Origin of the sequence: Paenochrobactrum gallinarii (assembly GCF_014205685.1) — a bacterium.
Taxonomy (GTDB): Bacteria; Pseudomonadota; Alphaproteobacteria; order Rhizobiales; family Rhizobiaceae; genus Paenochrobactrum; species Paenochrobactrum gallinarii.
Genome location: NZ_JACIIU010000003.1, coordinates 37,743 through 54,003, shown reverse-complemented (window position 1 = coordinate 54,003; position 16,261 = coordinate 37,743). Strand labels below are relative to the sequence as shown.

Genomic DNA, 16,261 nt, shown 5'->3' with positions numbered 1-16,261 from the left:
GGGAAACTGCGGGCGAGGGGAAGCGTATTGCGTAAATCATATTTCACCACTGTTGCTGTCTTGGCTTTATTGACGGCTCTGCCCGTACAGGCTGCCGATGATATATATGCCCCAGCTAAAAAGCCTTTTTGGGCAGGCGACTGGTCTTTAACCATTGGTGGTTTAGGTGAATTCGCCCCGCGTTATGATGGTGCAAGCAGCCGGATATTGTTTGGTGAGCCACTGGTGTCACTGACACGCGCCGGCGATGTGCCGCGCTTTGATTCCCAAAATGATAATTTCGAATTCGCGCTCATTGATACTTATAGTTTTTCGGCTGGCCTTGTCGGAAAACTGCTGTTTAAGCGTGATTCCGGCACCTCAGATGATCTTAAAGGTCTTGATCCGGTTAAAATGGGTGGTGAAGTCGGTGGCTTTGCCGAGTTTTATCCGGTTGACTGGATGCGGGTGCGCGGTGAATTGCGCCAAGGTATCCGCGCGCATAAAGGTATTGTGGGTGAAGTTGCCGCCGATGCCTTTTATGATGTCACGCCGGTGATCCGTGTTTCAGGCGGGCCGCGCATTCAATTCGCCAGCAAGGATTATTTCAAATCCTATTACGGCGTAAATGCGCAAGAAGCGCAATTAAGTGGTCTGTCGGAATATCATCCGGGCGGAGGTTTGAAGTCTTTAGGGGCGGGGGCTGCGGTTACCTGGAAGGCAACTGACAAAATTACCACCAGTCTTTATGGTGAGTATGAGCATTTGCAGGGGGCAGCGAAAAAATCCAGTCTGGTGCAGGAGCGTGGTCAGCGTGATCAGTTCAGCTTTGGTCTGACCGCAACTTATCGCTTTGATTTTACGTTGGATTGAGCGGAAAAGACAAAAAATCAACATGTCCGTTAAAGATTCTTGTCCTCAGGTCTTTATTCCTTGGCGTGGCATTGCTAAAAGCATTGCCATGATGACGCGTTATCGGACACTTATTATAACCAATATACGAATTATTGGCCCGGCTTTCCTCGGCGCTTAAGAGCGCAAATGCAGGAAGGTCCGGGTATGAACGGCTGTGTGATGCGGCCCCCTGTTTTTTGATTTTCCTTTTGCCCGCAACCTATTGAACGGGCGCAACAGGCTAGAAGTATATAATATGACCGACACGACGGCAAAAATCGATTATTCGAAAACTCTCAATCTGCCACAAACTGACTTTCCGATGCGCGCAAGTCTGCCGCAGCGCGAGCCTCTGCTGGTCGCGCGCTGGGAAGAAATGAACCTTTATAAAAAACTGCGTGAAGATGCCAAAGACCGCCCGCTTTGGGTGCTGCATGATGGCCCTCCATATGCAAACGGCAATATCCATATCGGTCATGCGCTGAATAAGACGCTGAAAGATGTGATCACCCGCTCGTTCCAGATGCGTGGCTATAATTCGAACTATGTTCCGGGCTGGGATTGTCACGGTCTGCCGATCGAGTGGAAGATCGAAGAAAAATACCGCGCCAAAGGCCAGAATAAAGACGAAGTGCCGATCAACGAATTCCGCAAGGAATGCCGTGAATTTGCTGATGGCTGGATCAAGGCGCAGACGGAAGAATTCAAACGTCTGGCAATCACCGGTGATTTTGAAAATCCATACACCACAATGAACTTCCATGCGGAAGCGCGCATTGCCGGTGAATTGCTGAAATTCGCCCGTACAGGTCAGTTGTATCGCGGCTCCAAGCCGGTGATGTGGTCGGTTGTCGAGCGCACTGCTTTGGCTGAAGCCGAAGTTGAATATCACGATGTTGAATCGGATATGATCTGGGTGAAGTTCCCTGTCGCCAATGTGGCGGAACTCAATGACGCTCATGTCGTTATCTGGACAACCACACCTTGGACAATTCCGGGTAACCGCGCGATTGCCTATTCTCCGCGCGTTGCCTACGGTCTTTATGAAGTGACCGGTGCTGAAAATGATTTTGGGCCTCAAGCCGGTGAAAAGCTGATTTTTGCTGATGCTTTGGCTGAAGATTGCTTCAAAAAAGCCAAGCTGACTTTCAATCGTCTGCGCGATGTATCGATTGATCAGCTCAACGGCATGACCGCATCCCACCCGCTCAAAGGCTTCGGCGGTGGTTATGAATTTATTGTGCCGCTTGTTGCCGGTGATCACGTCACCGATGATGCGGGTACGGGCTTTGTTCACACCGCACCAAGCCATGGTCGTGAGGACTTTGAAGCATGGATGGATGCGGCACGCGAACTCGAAGCACGCGGTATCAATCCGGCCATTCCTTTCCCTGTTGATGATGCAGGTTTCTACACATCGGATGCACCGGGCTTTGGCCCCGACCGTGAAGGCGGCGCTGCACGCGTTATCGACGATAACGGTAAAAAGGGTGACGCTAACGAAGCTGTTATCAAAGAACTGATCGCGCGCGATCTTCTCTTTGCCCGCGGTCGTATGAAGCACTCTTATCCGCATTCATGGCGCTCGAAAAAGCCGATTATCTTCCGCAATACGCCGCAGTGGTTTGTCTATATGGACAAAGAATTGGGCGATGGCACCACGCTGCGTTCACGCGCGCTGAATGCTATTGATGATACACGTTTTGTGCCAAATGCCGGTCAGAACCGTCTGCGTTCGATGATTGAAAACCGTCCTGACTGGGTTCTTTCACGTCAGCGCGCATGGGGTGTGCCGATCTGCGTTTTCGCCAGCGAAGACGGCACCGTTCTGGTTGATGAAGCTGTCAATGAACGCATTCTGGCAGCCTTTGAAGTTGAAGGTGCTGATGCATGGTTTGCAGCAGGTGCGCGTGAGCGTTTCTTAGGCGAACGTGCCAGTGAAGCTTGGGAACAGGTGACCGACATTCTTGATGTTTGGTTCGATAGTGGCTGTACCCATGTGTTCACGCTGGAAGATCGTCCGGACATGAAATGGCCGGCTGATCTTTATCTGGAAGGCTCGGATCAGCATCGTGGCTGGTTCCATTCCTCACTTCTGGAAAGCTGCGGAACCCGTGGTCGCGCGCCATATAATGCAGTGCTGACCCATGGTTTCACTATGGACGAGCACGGCAAGAAAATGTCGAAATCGCTCGGCAATACCGTGCTGCCGCAGGATATCATTAAAGAATCAGGTGCGGATATTCTGCGTCTGTGGGTGATGACATCAGATTATTGGGAAGATCAGCGTCTGGGTAAAAGCATCATCCAGACAAATATCGACGCTTATCGCAAGCTGCGTAACACCATCCGCTGGATGCTTGGCACGCTTGCGCATGATGAAGGCGAAGAAGTTGCTTATGCCGATCTGCCGGAACTTGAAAAGCTGATGCTGCATCGCTTGAGCGAGTTGGATGAGCTGGTTCGCAGTGGCTATGATGGCTTTGAATTTAAGCGCATCACCCGTGCTCTGATCGACTTTACCAATATCGAATTATCGGCCTTTTATTTCGATATCCGTAAAGATGCACTTTATTGCGACGCGCCATCGAGCCTTCGTCGTAAGGCAGCGCTTCAAACCGTGCGTCATCTCTTCGATAATATCGTGACATGGCTGGCACCTATGCTGCCATTCACCACCGAAGAAGCATGGCTTGACCGTTATAAAGATGCAGTTTCCGTGCATCTGGAACAGTTCCGCACCATTCCGGCAGAATGGAGCAATCCGGTGCTGGCCGCCAAGTGGGATAAGGTGCGCGATGTGCGCCGTGTTGTCACTGGTGCTTTGGAGCTGGAGCGCGCTGATAAACGTATCGGTTCTTCATTGGAAGCAGCGCCTCGCGTTCATATCACGGATACATCCTTGATGTCGGCGCTGGCAGGTTTGGATATGTCTGAAATCTGCATCACCAGTGGGCTGACCATCAGCGATCAGCCAGTGGAAGGTGAAGCTTTTGAACTGAGTGATGTGAAGGGTGTTGCAGTTGTGCCCGAAAAGGCGACCGGCACTAAATGCGCCCGCTCATGGCGATACACTGATGATGTGGGAAGTGACTCTGAGTTCCCGGACGTTTCAGCGCGTGATGCAGAAGCCTTGCAGGAACTAAAAGCGTTGGGTAAGCTGGGCTGAATATAAAGACGAACTGCAATTGGGCGGCAATCATGAATAAAGTGTTAATTCGATGATTGCCGCTTTTGCTTCTGTCCTATAGAAGCATTTTTTTAAGAACGACCGGCTTCGCCTTAGAGTTGCCGGTTTTATGCGACAATACCGCTTGAGATGCGGACAAAGAAGTGGCGCTTATGACGATTGATAGACGAATTCTGGTGCTTGCAACGGCTGTCGCCGGTCTCTCCCTGTCGGGGTGCGTTTCTTCGCCAACCTATGGCACCGACAAAAGTGCGGGCGAGCAATTGTTTGATGATGTTTCGAACATTATTCCGCTTGGTTCTGCCAATAAAAAAGCGCCGATCGAATATAAGCCGCGTCCTGAATTGGTGCGTCCGGCTGCCGGACAGACTGCCCATTTACCTGCGCCGCAGGATAAGGTTACGGGGTCCGGAAATGCGGCATGGCCGGAATCACCAGAGCAGCGCCGCCAGCGTATGCGTGCCGAAGCCACAGAAAATCGCGATAAAGTAGGCTTCCGCCCAAGCATTTCGCCAGCGGTTCCGGGTGCATCAAGCGCCAATCTTTATGAAAATTATGAAGCGCCGACAGCAGCGCAGGCACGTGAGCAGGTGCAGCAAGCCAAGCGTGAGTTAAAGACGCAAACTGTTGGTTCTGCTGATCAGCGCCGCTATTTGAGCGAGCCGCCTTTGACTTATCGCCAGCCTGCAACCACTGCGCCAATTGGCGAGCAGGGCGAGGATGAGGCCAAGAAAGAACGCGCACGTAAAAAAGCTGCTAGCAAGAGCAAAAGCTTTAGCGATTACATGCCTTGGAACTAAGGCAGTTGCGCTTGCAAAAGGCGTGATTGATTTTAGTTTAAAGAATAAAGCCGGATTGAGTCCGGCTTTTTCATTTTTAAAGAATGCGTGAAATTCGTGAAGCCGGTCTCAAGCGGTATCAAAAGGCTTTAGCGTTTTTGTTTAAAAAAATCCCGCAACAGATTTTGAGCCTCCGTTTCACCAAAGCCTGAATAAGTGTCGGGCGCATGGTGGCAGGTTGGCTGGGTATAAAAACGACCACCAAATTCAACGCCGCCGCCTTTTTCGTCTGCCGCGCCATAATAAAGCCGTCTGATGCGCGCAAAAGAAATAGCAGCGGCACACATAGCGCAGGGCTCAAGCGTTACATAGAGATCGCATCCCGGCAGTCTTTCCGATTTCAGCAGGTCACAAGCCTGCCGGATGGCAAGTATTTCAGCGTGTGCGGTGGGATCATTGAGCAGACGGGTGCGGTTGCCGGTACGAGAGATAATTTCGCCTTCGCGCACAATTACCGCGCCAATCGGCACTTCGCCTAAGGCTTGCGCTTCCAGCGCTTGCTCAAAAGCCTGTGCCATAAATCCGTTTTTAGGCTGATCTTGGTGGTTAAGGTGTTTTTTCATCATTGTTGATCGCCTTTAGCAGAAATTTTGCTCGCATGCTTCCATATGATTTGTTACTGCATAAACTTAAAAATCGGAACCGATTTACCAACGGAATTATCTAGTGTTGATGAACGTCGTTGATGATTGTCCAGAAATCAATGCAAAGCGCGGCTGCGACCGTTGCTGAAAGGCCATTATTAAATGAGCAGAGATCATAACGAAGACGGCGAAAAGCGCCCCTTCGATAAACGCGGAGAAAACCGCGATAAAGATAACAGAGCAGGCCGCGGTGAAGGCTTTAAGCCCCGCGAGCGTGATGGCGAACGCCGCCCGCGCGAATTTGGCGCGCGTGATGGTAACCGTGAACGTGGTGGCAATGAACGCGGTGATCGGGAACGCGGTGATCGGGAACGCGGTGATCGCGACGGCAAGCCACGTTTTGAAAAGAAATTCGGTGATAAGCCGCGTTTCGACAAAGGTGATGCACCGCGCGGACGTGATGCAGGTGACAGAGATGCACCGGTTGAAGAAGCTGAACGTATTGCCAAGCGCTTAGCGCGGGCTGGTATTGCTTCACGCCGTGAAGCAGAAACCATGATTGCCGCTGGCCGCATCAGCGTTAATGGTAAAATGCTGACAAGCCCGGCGGTGAATGTAAAGCGCTCTGATATTATCAAAGTGGACGGCAAATTGCTGCCACAGACCGAGCGCACACGTTTGTGGCTCTACCATAAGCCTGCCGGTCTTGTGACCACCAACCGCGACCCTGAAGGTCGCCCGACTGTATTTGAATCGCTGCCGGAAGATATGCCGCGCGTACTTTCGGTTGGCCGTTTGGATATCAACACCGAAGGCTTGCTGCTGCTGACCAATGATGGCGGTCTGTCGCGCATTTTGGAATTGCCGACAACCGGTTGGTTGCGTCGTTACCGTGTGCGTGCACATGGCAGCGTGAAACAGGAACAGCTGGACGAGCTTAAAAACGGTATTGCCGTTGACGGTATTTTCTACGGTAGCGTTGATGCGCAGCTGGAACGTCAGCAGGGCAGCAATGTCTGGCTGAATATTGGTCTGCGTGAAGGCAAAAACCGTGAAGTTAAAAACATTCTCGGCGCACTCGGCCTGACGGTTGGCCGCTTGATCCGCGTTTCCTTTGGTCCTTTCCAGTTGAGCGATCTGGAAGTTGGTGCTGTGCGCGAAATTCGTGGCCGTACACTTCGTGACCAGCTCGGTGAACGTCTGGTGCAGGAATCGGGCGCTGATTTTGATGCACCGATCATCAACGAATTCTCGAATTCTGATGTGCGTGGAGCAGGTATAAGAGCGCCACGTGGAGATGATGAGCAGGAAGAACGTGTCCGTCGTCCGCGTGAGTGGATTTCGTCCAGCCCTTCGCAAGGCAAGCCAAAGCGCGCTGAGCGTGTGGAAGAAAGCCGTCGTCCGCGCGGTGTGAATGTGTGGATGGCACCGGGTGCACGTCCGCAATCTGCCAAGGCAGAAGCAGCACGCGAAGAGCGTAATGAATTTCAAAAGCGTGAACGTAAACCATTCGGCGAAGGCCGTGGCGGTGCACCACGCGGTGAGCGCCCGGATCGTCCGCAGGGTGACCGTCCGTTCCGCTCCAATGATCGTGACCGTCAGGGTGGCTTCGAGCGCCAAGGTGGCTTTGAACGTAAGCCGCGTGATGGTGATTTTACCCCGCGTCCGCGTCGTTCAGACGATGAAGGTTCATTCCAGAAACGTCCGTATGGCGAAGGCCGTGGCGAGCGCTCAGAGCGTTTTGACCGCGCACCACGACCGGAGGGCGAACGCCGTCCGCGTGCCGAGGGTGATCGCCGTCCGCGCTTTGATGATGAAAAGCGTCCGGGTCGCCGCGAACGTGAGCGTGAAAGCGCACGCGAAGCACGTCGCACCGAAGACTTTACCGGCGGTTACTCCCGTGGTGAAAAATCCCGTGATGCCCGCCCGTTTGGCGATAAGCCGCGTAGTGACAGACCACGTGGCGATAAGCCATGGGGTGATAAACCACGCAGTGACCGCCCTCAGGGTGACAGGCCGCAAAGTGATCGCCCGAGAGGCGACAAATCGCAAAGTGATCGCCCGAGAGGCGACAGGCCAAATCGCGATGGGCCATCCGGTGGAAAGCCAGGAGGACGTGGTGCGGATCGTCGGCGGTAAGCTCCGCGGGCGGCCATTAGCCACGCCACAAACAAATGCGATCCGTCCGACGACGGATCGCACCCGTGAAAGCCTGTTCAATATTCTGATGCATAAATATTCCGACAAGATCGAGAATGGTCGTATTCTTGATCTTTTTGCCGGAACGGGTGCATTGGGTATTGAGGCTTTGTCACGCGGTGGCCGATACAGCGTTTTCATTGAGGAATCCGCCGAAGGTCGTGGTTTGCTTCGTCAGAATATTGAAAATTTCGGCCTTCAGGGGCAGACGAAAGTTTTCCGCCGTAATGCATGTCAGTTGGGGCCTGCGGGAACGCTGGAGCCATTTGATGTGATTTTTGCTGATCCGCCATACGGGCAGGGTCTTGGTGAAAAGGCTTTGCTTTCGGCATTGGAAGGCAACTGGCTTAATTCTGACGCAATTATCATTCTTGAAGAAGAAGCAGATGCTTTGCTTGATCTTGATGAACGTTTTGTTATCGAAGATGAGCGCGATTATGGTTTAACCACTATTCGCCTGATCCGGCTTGCTCAAGTGTGAAAGCATCTTGCACAGAGCATGATTGTGTTTAAGCTGGCAAACACAATGAATGAATTTGAAAGCTGATCCGGACAGCGGAAAAATGTCCTGATGATAAAGCATGGGCAGAAGAATTGTGTCATTTATCCAATATCTTCTGTCCGGCTTGAAGGCTTGTATTAATCAGGAGATGACGCTCAGTGTTACTTCGATCACTTAGTCGCTTACTCATATCCACTACTGTTTCTACATTTTTAATTGTTCCTGTTTTTACATCTGCTTCACTGGCAGAAGCACCGGTGGCACCTGCACAAACGCAAGAAACTGCCACTCAGGACAAGCCCGAGATTAAAACATCCGACGGCGTTGCCAGTTTTACTTTACAAAATGGTTTGAAAGTGGTGGTCATTCCCGATCACCGTGCGCCGGTGGTAACGCAAATGATCTGGTATCATGTTGGTTCTGCCGATGAGCAGGAAGGCACATCCGGCATTGCGCATTTTCTTGAACATTTGATGTTTAAGGGCACAAAAACATTTCAGGCCGGTGAGTTTTCCAATTATGTGACCGAAAATGGCGGTCAGGAAAATGCTTTCACCTCTTATGATTATACCGCTTATTATCAGCAGGTTTCGCCGCAGGCTCTTCCTAAAATCATGGAATTTGAAGCCGACCGGATGCAAAATCTGATTTTGAATGAAGAAGCAGTCACCACCGAGCGTGAGGTGATTATCGAAGAACGCCGTATGCGGATTGATTCTAATCCGGCGGCGATGCTTTCTGAAAACACCAATGCAACGATTTTCTATAATCATCCTTATCGCCGCCCGATCATCGGCTGGCGTCAGGAAATGGAAAAGCTTAGCCTTGGTGATGCGATTGATTTCTATAAGAAATATTACACGCCCAACAATGCCACGCTGATCATTACCGGTGACGTGACGCCGGAAAAAGTGCTGGAGCTGTCGGAAAACAGCTGGGCGAAAGTGCAGCGCAGTGCCGAACCTGGCAAGCGTGAGCGCGTGCAGGAACCGGCCAAACAGGCGGATCGTATTGTGACGCTGCATGATGAGCGTGTCACTATTCCGTCCTTCACCACCACATGGCTGGTGCCGTCTTATGCCAATGAGGCACAGTTTGAAGGGGCTAAAGAAGGCGACGCCGCAGCACTTAGTTTGCTTAGCGAAATTTTGAGTGGTTCAACCCGTTCAAGACTTTATCAGAATTTCATGGTCAAGCAGTCGATTGCGAGTGGTGTGGATGCAAGTTATCGTGGCGATGCGCTGGATGACGGCACGTTCTCGCTGTTTGGTGCGCCGCGCGGCGACACGACATTGGGCGCATTGGAGCTCCAGGTAAAAGAACAGCTTGCCGCAATTATCAAAGATGGTGTGACCGAAACCGAGCTGGATCAGGCGCGCAACCGTTTTCTTAAATCGGTGATTTTTGCCCGTGACAGTCAGGCCGGAATGGCACGCATTTATGGCGCCGGCCTATCGGTTGGTCAAAGTATTGAAGATATTCAGGGCTGGCCGGACAAGATCAAAAAAGTAACGGCTGAGCAGGTCAAAGACGTGGCCAATCGTTATTTGTCATCGCAAAAAACGGTGACCAGCTATTTATTACCTCCCGATATGGAGCCGAAATCCGCTGTGGCTGTGTCGCAGGCGGAAGCGGAAAATGCAGCGCCGGAAAAGGGTGAAGACGCATCAGGAGGCGTACAATAATGTTGAAAAACCTTCAAAAACGCCTTTCATCGCTTAAAACTTTGGCACTTGTGGCCACTGGTGTTTTGTTTTTGAGCCTGCCGGCCTATGCGATTGATATTCAAACGGTTACATCGGAAAAAGGCGTCAAAGCATGGCTTGTTTCCGATGCATCCGTGCCGCTTATTTCCATTCGCTTTTCGTTTAAAGGCGGCTCAGCTCAGGATCCTGATGGCAAGGAAGGTCTTGCCAACTATATGACCGGCCTTTTCGATGAAGGTGCGGGCGAACAAAATGCTGACCGTTTTCAGGAAAATCTTGATAATATCGGCGCTGAAATGAGCTTCTTCGCCTCGCAGGACAGAATTATCGGCGGCATGAAAATGCTGAGCGAAAACAAAGATGCAGCTTTTGATTTGCTGAAACTGGCGGTCAATGAGCCTCGCTTTGATCAGGATGCGCTGGATCGTATCCGCTACCAACTGATCGCTGGTATTGAAGCATCACAGCGCGATCCGGATGAAATTGCTTCGCGTAAATTTGCCGAGGCACTTTACGGTAAGCATCCTTATGCGCGTCCTGGTGAGGGCACCGTGGCTTCGCTGAATTCCATCAAGCCGGATGATCTGAAAGCTTTTCACCGTAAAAACTTTGCCCGTGATAATCTGAATATCAGCGTGGTGGGTGATATCAAGGCTGAAGATCTGGCGCCGGTTCTTGATAAAATTTTTGGTGATTTACCGGCCAGTTCCGAATTGGTGCCGGTGCCGGATGCCAAGCTTGCCTTTGGCGTGACTACTTCAGTCTCTTATGATCTGCCACAGACGTCGCTCACCTTTGCCTATCCGGGCGTTGATCTGGATGATCCGGATTTCTTCGCAGCCTATCTGATGAACCAGATTATGGGCGGTGGTTTTTCTTCCCGTCTTTATGAGGAAGTACGTGAAAAGCGCGGCCTTGCTTATTCGGTGTCTTCCGGCCTGAACATACGTGATCATGCCAATGCTTTGATGATTGCGACTGCAACACGTCCTGAAAAAGCACAAGAGTCGCTGAAAATCATTCGTGAGCAAGTGGCGAAAATGGCCGCCGAAGGCCCGACAGAAGCCGAACTGCAAACAGCGAAAAACTATGTCATTGGCTCTTATGCGGTGAATAATCTCAATTCATCATCAGCTGTCGCCAATACTTTGGTGGGCTTGCAGGATGCCAAACGCTCGATCAACTTTTTCGACGAGCGTATCGGCCTGATCAATGCAGTCACTGCCGAGCAGGTCAAAGCGGTTGCTGCCAAGCTTTTCAATACAGATCCGGCAATTTTGATTGTCGGGCCTGCCCAGCAATAATGAAGCAAGCGGGATAATTATGAGCATGTCATCACCGACTTTTGCCGTTGCATTTGGCGGTGGTGGCGCCCGCGGTATTGCCCATATTCATATTATCGAGGTCTTGGACGAACTCGGCATCAAGCCGGTGGCGATAGCAGGTTCGTCCATTGGCTCAATCATGGGGGCAGGTGTTGCCTGCGGCATGAAAGGCACGGAAATTCGTGCCTATATGACTGAGATTTTCACTCATAATGCGGAAATTGCCAAACGGATCTGGCAGACAAAACCACAAAGCCTGTCTGATTTTTTGCAAAACGGTTTCAAAGTCAGCCAGTTTAATATCGAGAAAATTATTGCAGCTTTTTTGCCGGATCAGGTGCCGCAGGCTTTCGCTGATCTGGATATTTCGTTACAAATTACCGCTTCTGATTATTATGCTGCTAAAGAAGTAGTTTTCCGTGAAGGGGAGCTGCGCTCGGCAATCGCGGCCTCTTGTGCCATCCCGCCGCTTTTTTCGCCGGTTCGTCGCGAAGGGCGTATTTATCTGGATGGCGGTTTGTTCAATCCCGTGCCTTATGATCTTCTGACCGATAAGGCTGATATTGTGATTGCGGTGGATGTATTGGGGCTGCCGCCTGCCGACAGTGACCGGATGCCAAGTACAATTGAAGCAATGATGGCAGCCAATATGCTGACTATGCGCTCTATTGTTGCCAATAAATTTTTGACCTGCAAACCGGATATATTTTTAAGTCCGGATGTGTCGCAAATCAGTCTGATTGATTTCTTGAAGATCGGGCAAATTCTCAGTCAAAGTGAGAAAGTGCGCGATCATCTCAAATATGCGATTGATGATGCGATTAAGCATCATTCGGCAGCGGGCGTTTAATTATCCATTTCTTCACCGGCATCAATCTGGTCTTTGGTGGCTTTATCAAGCGCCTTACCCTGACGAGCCGGTTTTAACAGCGGTTCCGGTGTCACAGGCTTGTTAAAGAGCAGGTGACGGCCAGCCAGTATGCCTTCTGCCATTTGCACATGCAGGCGGTCTTCATCGCGCTGGCGCACATCTTCGGCAATCGAATAAGCAGTGTTTTCGCTGGTTCCCAATGCTTCCAGCGCTTTGCGCCCAAACATCAGGCCGGATTCGAGCGTTTCACGCAGCTCTTATTCGACGCCATGGGCGCGAAGTTCCAGACTATGTTCGCGGTCATAGGAGCGAACGAACAATTTTGCATCCGGATAGCTTGCCTGTACCAGTTCGACAATACGGCTGGTGGTTTCTTTGTTTTGTGTGCAAACGGCGACGATTTTTGCCTGCCGGATACCTGCCGCTTCCAGCACGTCTTTGCGAGTGCCGTTGCCATAATAAATGCGGAAACCGAAACGACCAGCTGCACGAATACGATCGGCAGACGTATCAATCACCGTTACACTCACACCACCGGCCAGAAGAATTTGCGCCGTGATCTGGCCGAAACGGGAAAAGCCGATCATCAGAATATCGGCACCTGCGCCGTTGAAATCTTCTTCTGGTGCTGCTTGTTCTTTGTCTTTGACAAGTAATTTGTTGCCGATGGCCACCGATAATGGCGTGAGAGCCATTGATACAGTGACGGCTGCCACGAGTTCGGATGCCAAAGCACTGGTGATGATCGCGGCAGCTGATGCAGCAGAGAACAGCACGAAGGCAAATTCACCGCCCTGTGGCAGCAAAAATGCCACACGCACAGCATCATTATGATTGGAGCGGAAAATCCGGCAGAGCACATAGGTGATGACAACTTTGATTGTCATCAAAATTGGAACGGCAATGAGTACTGCCTGCCAATGAGCCATAATCACGGACAAGTTGAGAGACAGGCCGACAGCGACGAAAAAGAGACCTAAAAAGATACCGCGAAAGGGTTCAATATCGGCTTCCAGCTCGTGGCGGTAGGATGATTCTGCCAGCAATACACCTGCAATAAACGCGCCCATCGCCATGGAAAGGCCGGCATATTGCAAAAGCATTGCTGAACCGAGCACGATGAACAGCGCTGCTGCCACCATCACTTCACGCGCGCCGGTATTGCCGATGATGCGGAACATCGGGTTAATCAGATAGCGACCGGCAACAACCAAGGCAGTAATTGCGGCAATGGCGGTGGCAATATGAAAACTGGCGCTTGTCTGTTCTTCAAGCGGTGAAAGAGCCGGAATGATTGCGAGAATCGGCACGATGGCCAGATCCTGAAACAACAGAATGGAAAAGCTGCGCTGGCCATATTGCTGGTTGGTGCCGCCGCGATCCTGCAAAACCTGCATAGCAAAAGCGGTAGAGGATAAAGCCAAGCCATAGCCGATAATAATGGCGGCATTAACGCTTAAGCCGGCCAGATGAAAACCGGCATATGCAAGCGCTGCGCCGGAGATGAGCACTTGCGCACTGCCCAGCCCGAAAATCGCATGACGCAATGCCCACAGACGGGATGGTTTGAGCTCCAGCCCGATAACAAAAAGCAGGAAAACAACGCCGAGTTCGGCAAAGTGCAAAAGTTCTTCGCCATCACTGATAAGGCGCGCTACAGGGCCGATGGTAATACCGGCTGCCAGATAGCCAAGCACGGTACCCAGTCCGAGTTTTTTGAACAAGGGGGCTGCGAGAATGGCGCCGCCAAGAATCAGCAATGCCTGTATGTAAAGATGTCCGCCGTCTTCCAGCATGTTTCGGCCTTGAATGTGATCTGTTTGTTAGCAATTAGGCGAGCTTGCCTTGAAGGGGCAAGAATTGCACCCTATACAAGAAAGATGTGGCCGGATTCAGTTTCAGGTCTAGCAAATATTGATTAATCATCAACTCGTTTGATGCAAATAATATTCCGGGTAAGCGTGAAAAAGATGAGTGATGCCGCCTCTAAATTGATCGAACAGGCTGCTCGCCTCGTAGAAGCTGCCAAACAGGCTGGTGCTGATGCGTCGGATGCGGTTGTGGTGCGGGCGCGCTCCACTAGTGTGAGCGTGCGCCTTGGCAAGGTTGAAGGCACCGAATCATCTGAGAGCGATGAGTTTTCTTTGCGCGTTTTCGTCGGCAAGCGCGTGGCAAGTGTTGCCGCCAATAGTGGGGCTGATCCAAAACAACTGGCCGAGCGTGCCGTTGCAATGGCAAAGGTTTCACCCGAAGACCCGTATGAAGCTTTGGCCGATCCGTCATTGCATGTAAAAGCTCCGCGTGACCTTGATCTGTTTGATGCGACTGAGCTGAACTCACAGCGTCTGACCGAAGATGCCTTGGCAATGGAGGCCGCAGCGCTGGACGTGGCAGGCATCACTAATTCCGGCGGAGCCGGTGCTTCCTTTGGTCTTGGTGGTCTGGTGCTTGTCACATCCAATGGTTTTTCAGGTGCCTATCAGGCTTCGCGCTTTGGCCGTTCAGTCAGTGCGATTGCGGGTGAGGGCACCCGCATGGAGCGCGACTATGATTTTAGTTCGCGCTTGCATTTTGCTGATCTGGAAGTGCCGGAGGTCATTGGCCGAAGTGCTGGCGAACGTGCTGTGCGCCGTCTCAATGCGCGGCAAGTGGCAACAGGGCCAGTTAATGTCATTCTTGATCCGCGTATTGCGCGCGGAATGGCTTCCCATCTGGCAGGCGCTATCAATGGTGCTTCTGTTGCGCGTAAAACAAGCTTTCTGCGCGATAAAATGGGACAGCAGATTTTAAAATCCGGCCTGAATGTTACCGATAATCCGTTGCGTGTGCGCGGTTCGTCTTCGCGTCCTTTTGATGGTGAAGGCATTGAAGGCCAGCCATTGATGATGGTGGAAGACGGTGTTTTGCAGCATTGGACATTGTCAGGCTCAACCGCACGCGAACTTGGCCTGCAAGGCAATGGCCGTGGTGTGCGTTCGGGCTCTGTTGTTTCTCCGGCCTCTACTAATTTTGCTATTGAACCGGGTGAATTTACACCGGAAGAGCTGATCAAGCAGATGGGCACCGGCTTCTATGTAACGGAAGTCTTTGGACAAGGCGTCAACATGGTGACCGGCGAGTATAGCCGCGGCGCATCCGGCTTCTGGATTGAAAATGGCGAATTAGCCTATCCGGTTTCGGAAGTGACGATCGCGGGGCGTTTGCAGGACATGTTCTTAAATATGACACCGGCCTCGGATATTGATCGTAACTTTGGTATGACATCTCCAACCTTGGCAATTGAAGGAATGACGCTTGCTGGTAGTTAATGGGCTGGTAGTTAATGACCCGCAAGCTAATGAACCGGAAACCTGTGAAATGATGCAAAGCTTACCACTTCCGCAAGAAGAACTGGCACTGCTGAAACAGGCAACGGCAGAAGCTGGCCGCATTGCCTTGCACTATTTCAAAAAAGACCCGGATGTCTGGTACAAAGAGGGAAACTCCCCTGTCACAGAAGCAGATTTTGCCGTTGATAATTATTTGCGCAAAACATTGCTTAGTGCCCGTCCTGATTATGGCTGGATATCAGAAGAAACAGCCGATGAGCGGGATGTTGTACCGCGTCAGCGTTTTTTCGTTGTTGATCCGATTGATGGCACACGTTCATTTATTCGCGGTGATGATCAGTGGTGTGTCAGCGTCGCGATTATTGAAAATGGCCGCCCGCTTGCCGGTGTTTTGGAATGTTCCGTGCGCGGTGAAGTGCTGGAAGCCCATTGCGATGGTATCGCCATGCAAAATAATGAGCCGATCCGGGTCGCCGGTCAGGATGAAGACGAGCCGTTAAGTATTGCTTTGTCACGCTCAGCCTTTGACACTTTGCCTGCAAATTTACGTGATCGTGTGCAGATGCACCCTTATGTTTCATCATTGGCTTATCGTATAGGTATGGTGGCGCGCGGCGACATTGCGGGAACATTTGTGCGGCCAAATTCCAATGATTGGGATTTGGCGGCAGCTGATCTTATTTTAAGCCGTGCCGGAGGCCGTCTGGTGGATGTGGCGGGTGCGCCGCTTCATTATGGCGGAGCATCATCGGGGCAGGGCGCATTAGTTGCTTCCAGCGGTAAATTGCTGGAAGAGATGTTGAGTGTTGTAGCCGCTTAAGCATTGCGCTAAGCAGGCGGTTA

Annotated in this window: 11 protein-coding genes and 1 pseudogene; 10 read left to right on the top strand and 2 right to left on the bottom strand. The window is 51.5% G+C overall.

What is annotated here, in order from left to right:
* The first annotated feature begins 27 nt into the window (after positions 1-27).
* The 3 genes from FHS77_RS04650 (at position 28) to FHS77_RS04640 (ending at position 4,863) form a co-directional block, all read left to right on the top strand.
* A complete protein-coding gene (locus FHS77_RS04650; RefSeq protein WP_374786210.1) occupies positions 28-852 on the top strand; it encodes a MipA/OmpV family protein in 825 nt (274 codons plus the stop codon).
* A gap of 277 nt (positions 853-1,129) precedes the next feature.
* Positions 1,130-4,042, top strand: a complete 2,913-nt coding sequence (gene ileS / locus FHS77_RS04645) for an isoleucine--tRNA ligase (RefSeq protein WP_184220759.1) — start codon at positions 1,130-1,132, stop codon at positions 4,040-4,042.
* Between the two features lie 173 nt (positions 4,043-4,215).
* Positions 4,216-4,863, top strand: a complete 648-nt coding sequence (locus FHS77_RS04640; protein WP_184220756.1) for a hypothetical protein — start codon at positions 4,216-4,218, stop codon at positions 4,861-4,863.
* 128 nt (positions 4,864-4,991) lie between these two features.
* Here the strand turns inward: FHS77_RS04640 and FHS77_RS04635 are convergent, their stop codons facing one another.
* Positions 4,992-5,420, bottom strand: coding sequence for a nucleoside deaminase (locus tag FHS77_RS04635; protein WP_246431242.1), 429 nt, complete (start codon positions 5,418-5,420; stop codon positions 4,992-4,994).
* 228 nt (positions 5,421-5,648) lie between these two features.
* On the opposite strand from FHS77_RS04635, the gene FHS77_RS04630 reads away from it, so the two are divergent.
* The 5 genes from FHS77_RS04630 to FHS77_RS04610 all read left to right on the top strand — a co-directional run bounded on the left by FHS77_RS04630 (position 5,649) and on the right by FHS77_RS04610 (position 12,068).
* A complete protein-coding gene (locus FHS77_RS04630) occupies positions 5,649-7,625 on the top strand; it encodes a pseudouridine synthase (protein WP_184220753.1) in 1,977 nt (658 codons plus the stop codon).
* Positions 7,573-8,166 carry a 16S rRNA (guanine(966)-N(2))-methyltransferase RsmD gene (rsmD, locus tag FHS77_RS04625; RefSeq protein WP_184220751.1) on the top strand — a complete coding sequence of 198 codons (594 nt, stop codon included), beginning with the start codon at positions 7,573-7,575 and terminating at the stop codon, positions 8,164-8,166. The genes FHS77_RS04630 and rsmD overlap by 53 nt, the downstream gene beginning before the upstream one ends.
* Before the next feature lie 179 nt (positions 8,167-8,345).
* Positions 8,346-9,872 (top strand): insulinase family protein, encoded by a 1,527-nt coding sequence (locus tag FHS77_RS04620; RefSeq protein WP_184220748.1) that lies wholly within the window; start codon positions 8,346-8,348, stop codon positions 9,870-9,872.
* Positions 9,872-11,197, top strand: a complete 1,326-nt coding sequence (locus FHS77_RS04615) for a M16 family metallopeptidase (RefSeq protein ID WP_184220745.1) — start codon at positions 9,872-9,874, stop codon at positions 11,195-11,197. Before FHS77_RS04620 ends, FHS77_RS04615 begins: the two co-directional genes overlap by 1 nt.
* A 25-nt stretch (positions 11,198-11,222) precedes the next feature.
* The gene (locus FHS77_RS04610) at positions 11,223-12,068 is read left to right on the top strand and encodes a patatin-like phospholipase family protein (protein ID WP_246431228.1); all 846 of its coding nucleotides are present in this window, start codon (positions 11,223-11,225) and stop codon (positions 12,066-12,068) included.
* On the opposite strand, the pseudogene FHS77_RS04605 reads toward FHS77_RS04610, so the two are convergent.
* A pseudogene (locus FHS77_RS04605) lies at positions 12,065-13,885 on the bottom strand (monovalent cation:proton antiporter-2 (CPA2) family protein). The gene FHS77_RS04610 and the pseudogene FHS77_RS04605 overlap by 4 nt on opposite strands.
* A 174-nt stretch (positions 13,886-14,059) precedes the next feature.
* Between FHS77_RS04605 and FHS77_RS04600 the strand changes: the two are divergent.
* Positions 14,060-15,397 (top strand): TldD/PmbA family protein, encoded by a 1,338-nt coding sequence (locus FHS77_RS04600; protein WP_184220738.1) that lies wholly within the window; start codon positions 14,060-14,062, stop codon positions 15,395-15,397.
* A 49-nt stretch (positions 15,398-15,446) separates the two neighbouring features.
* Positions 15,447-16,238: a 3'(2'),5'-bisphosphate nucleotidase CysQ gene (locus FHS77_RS04595; protein ID WP_246431241.1), complete on the top strand. Its 792-nt coding sequence runs from the start codon at positions 15,447-15,449 to the stop codon at positions 16,236-16,238.
* Positions 16,239-16,261 lie beyond the last annotated feature (23 nt).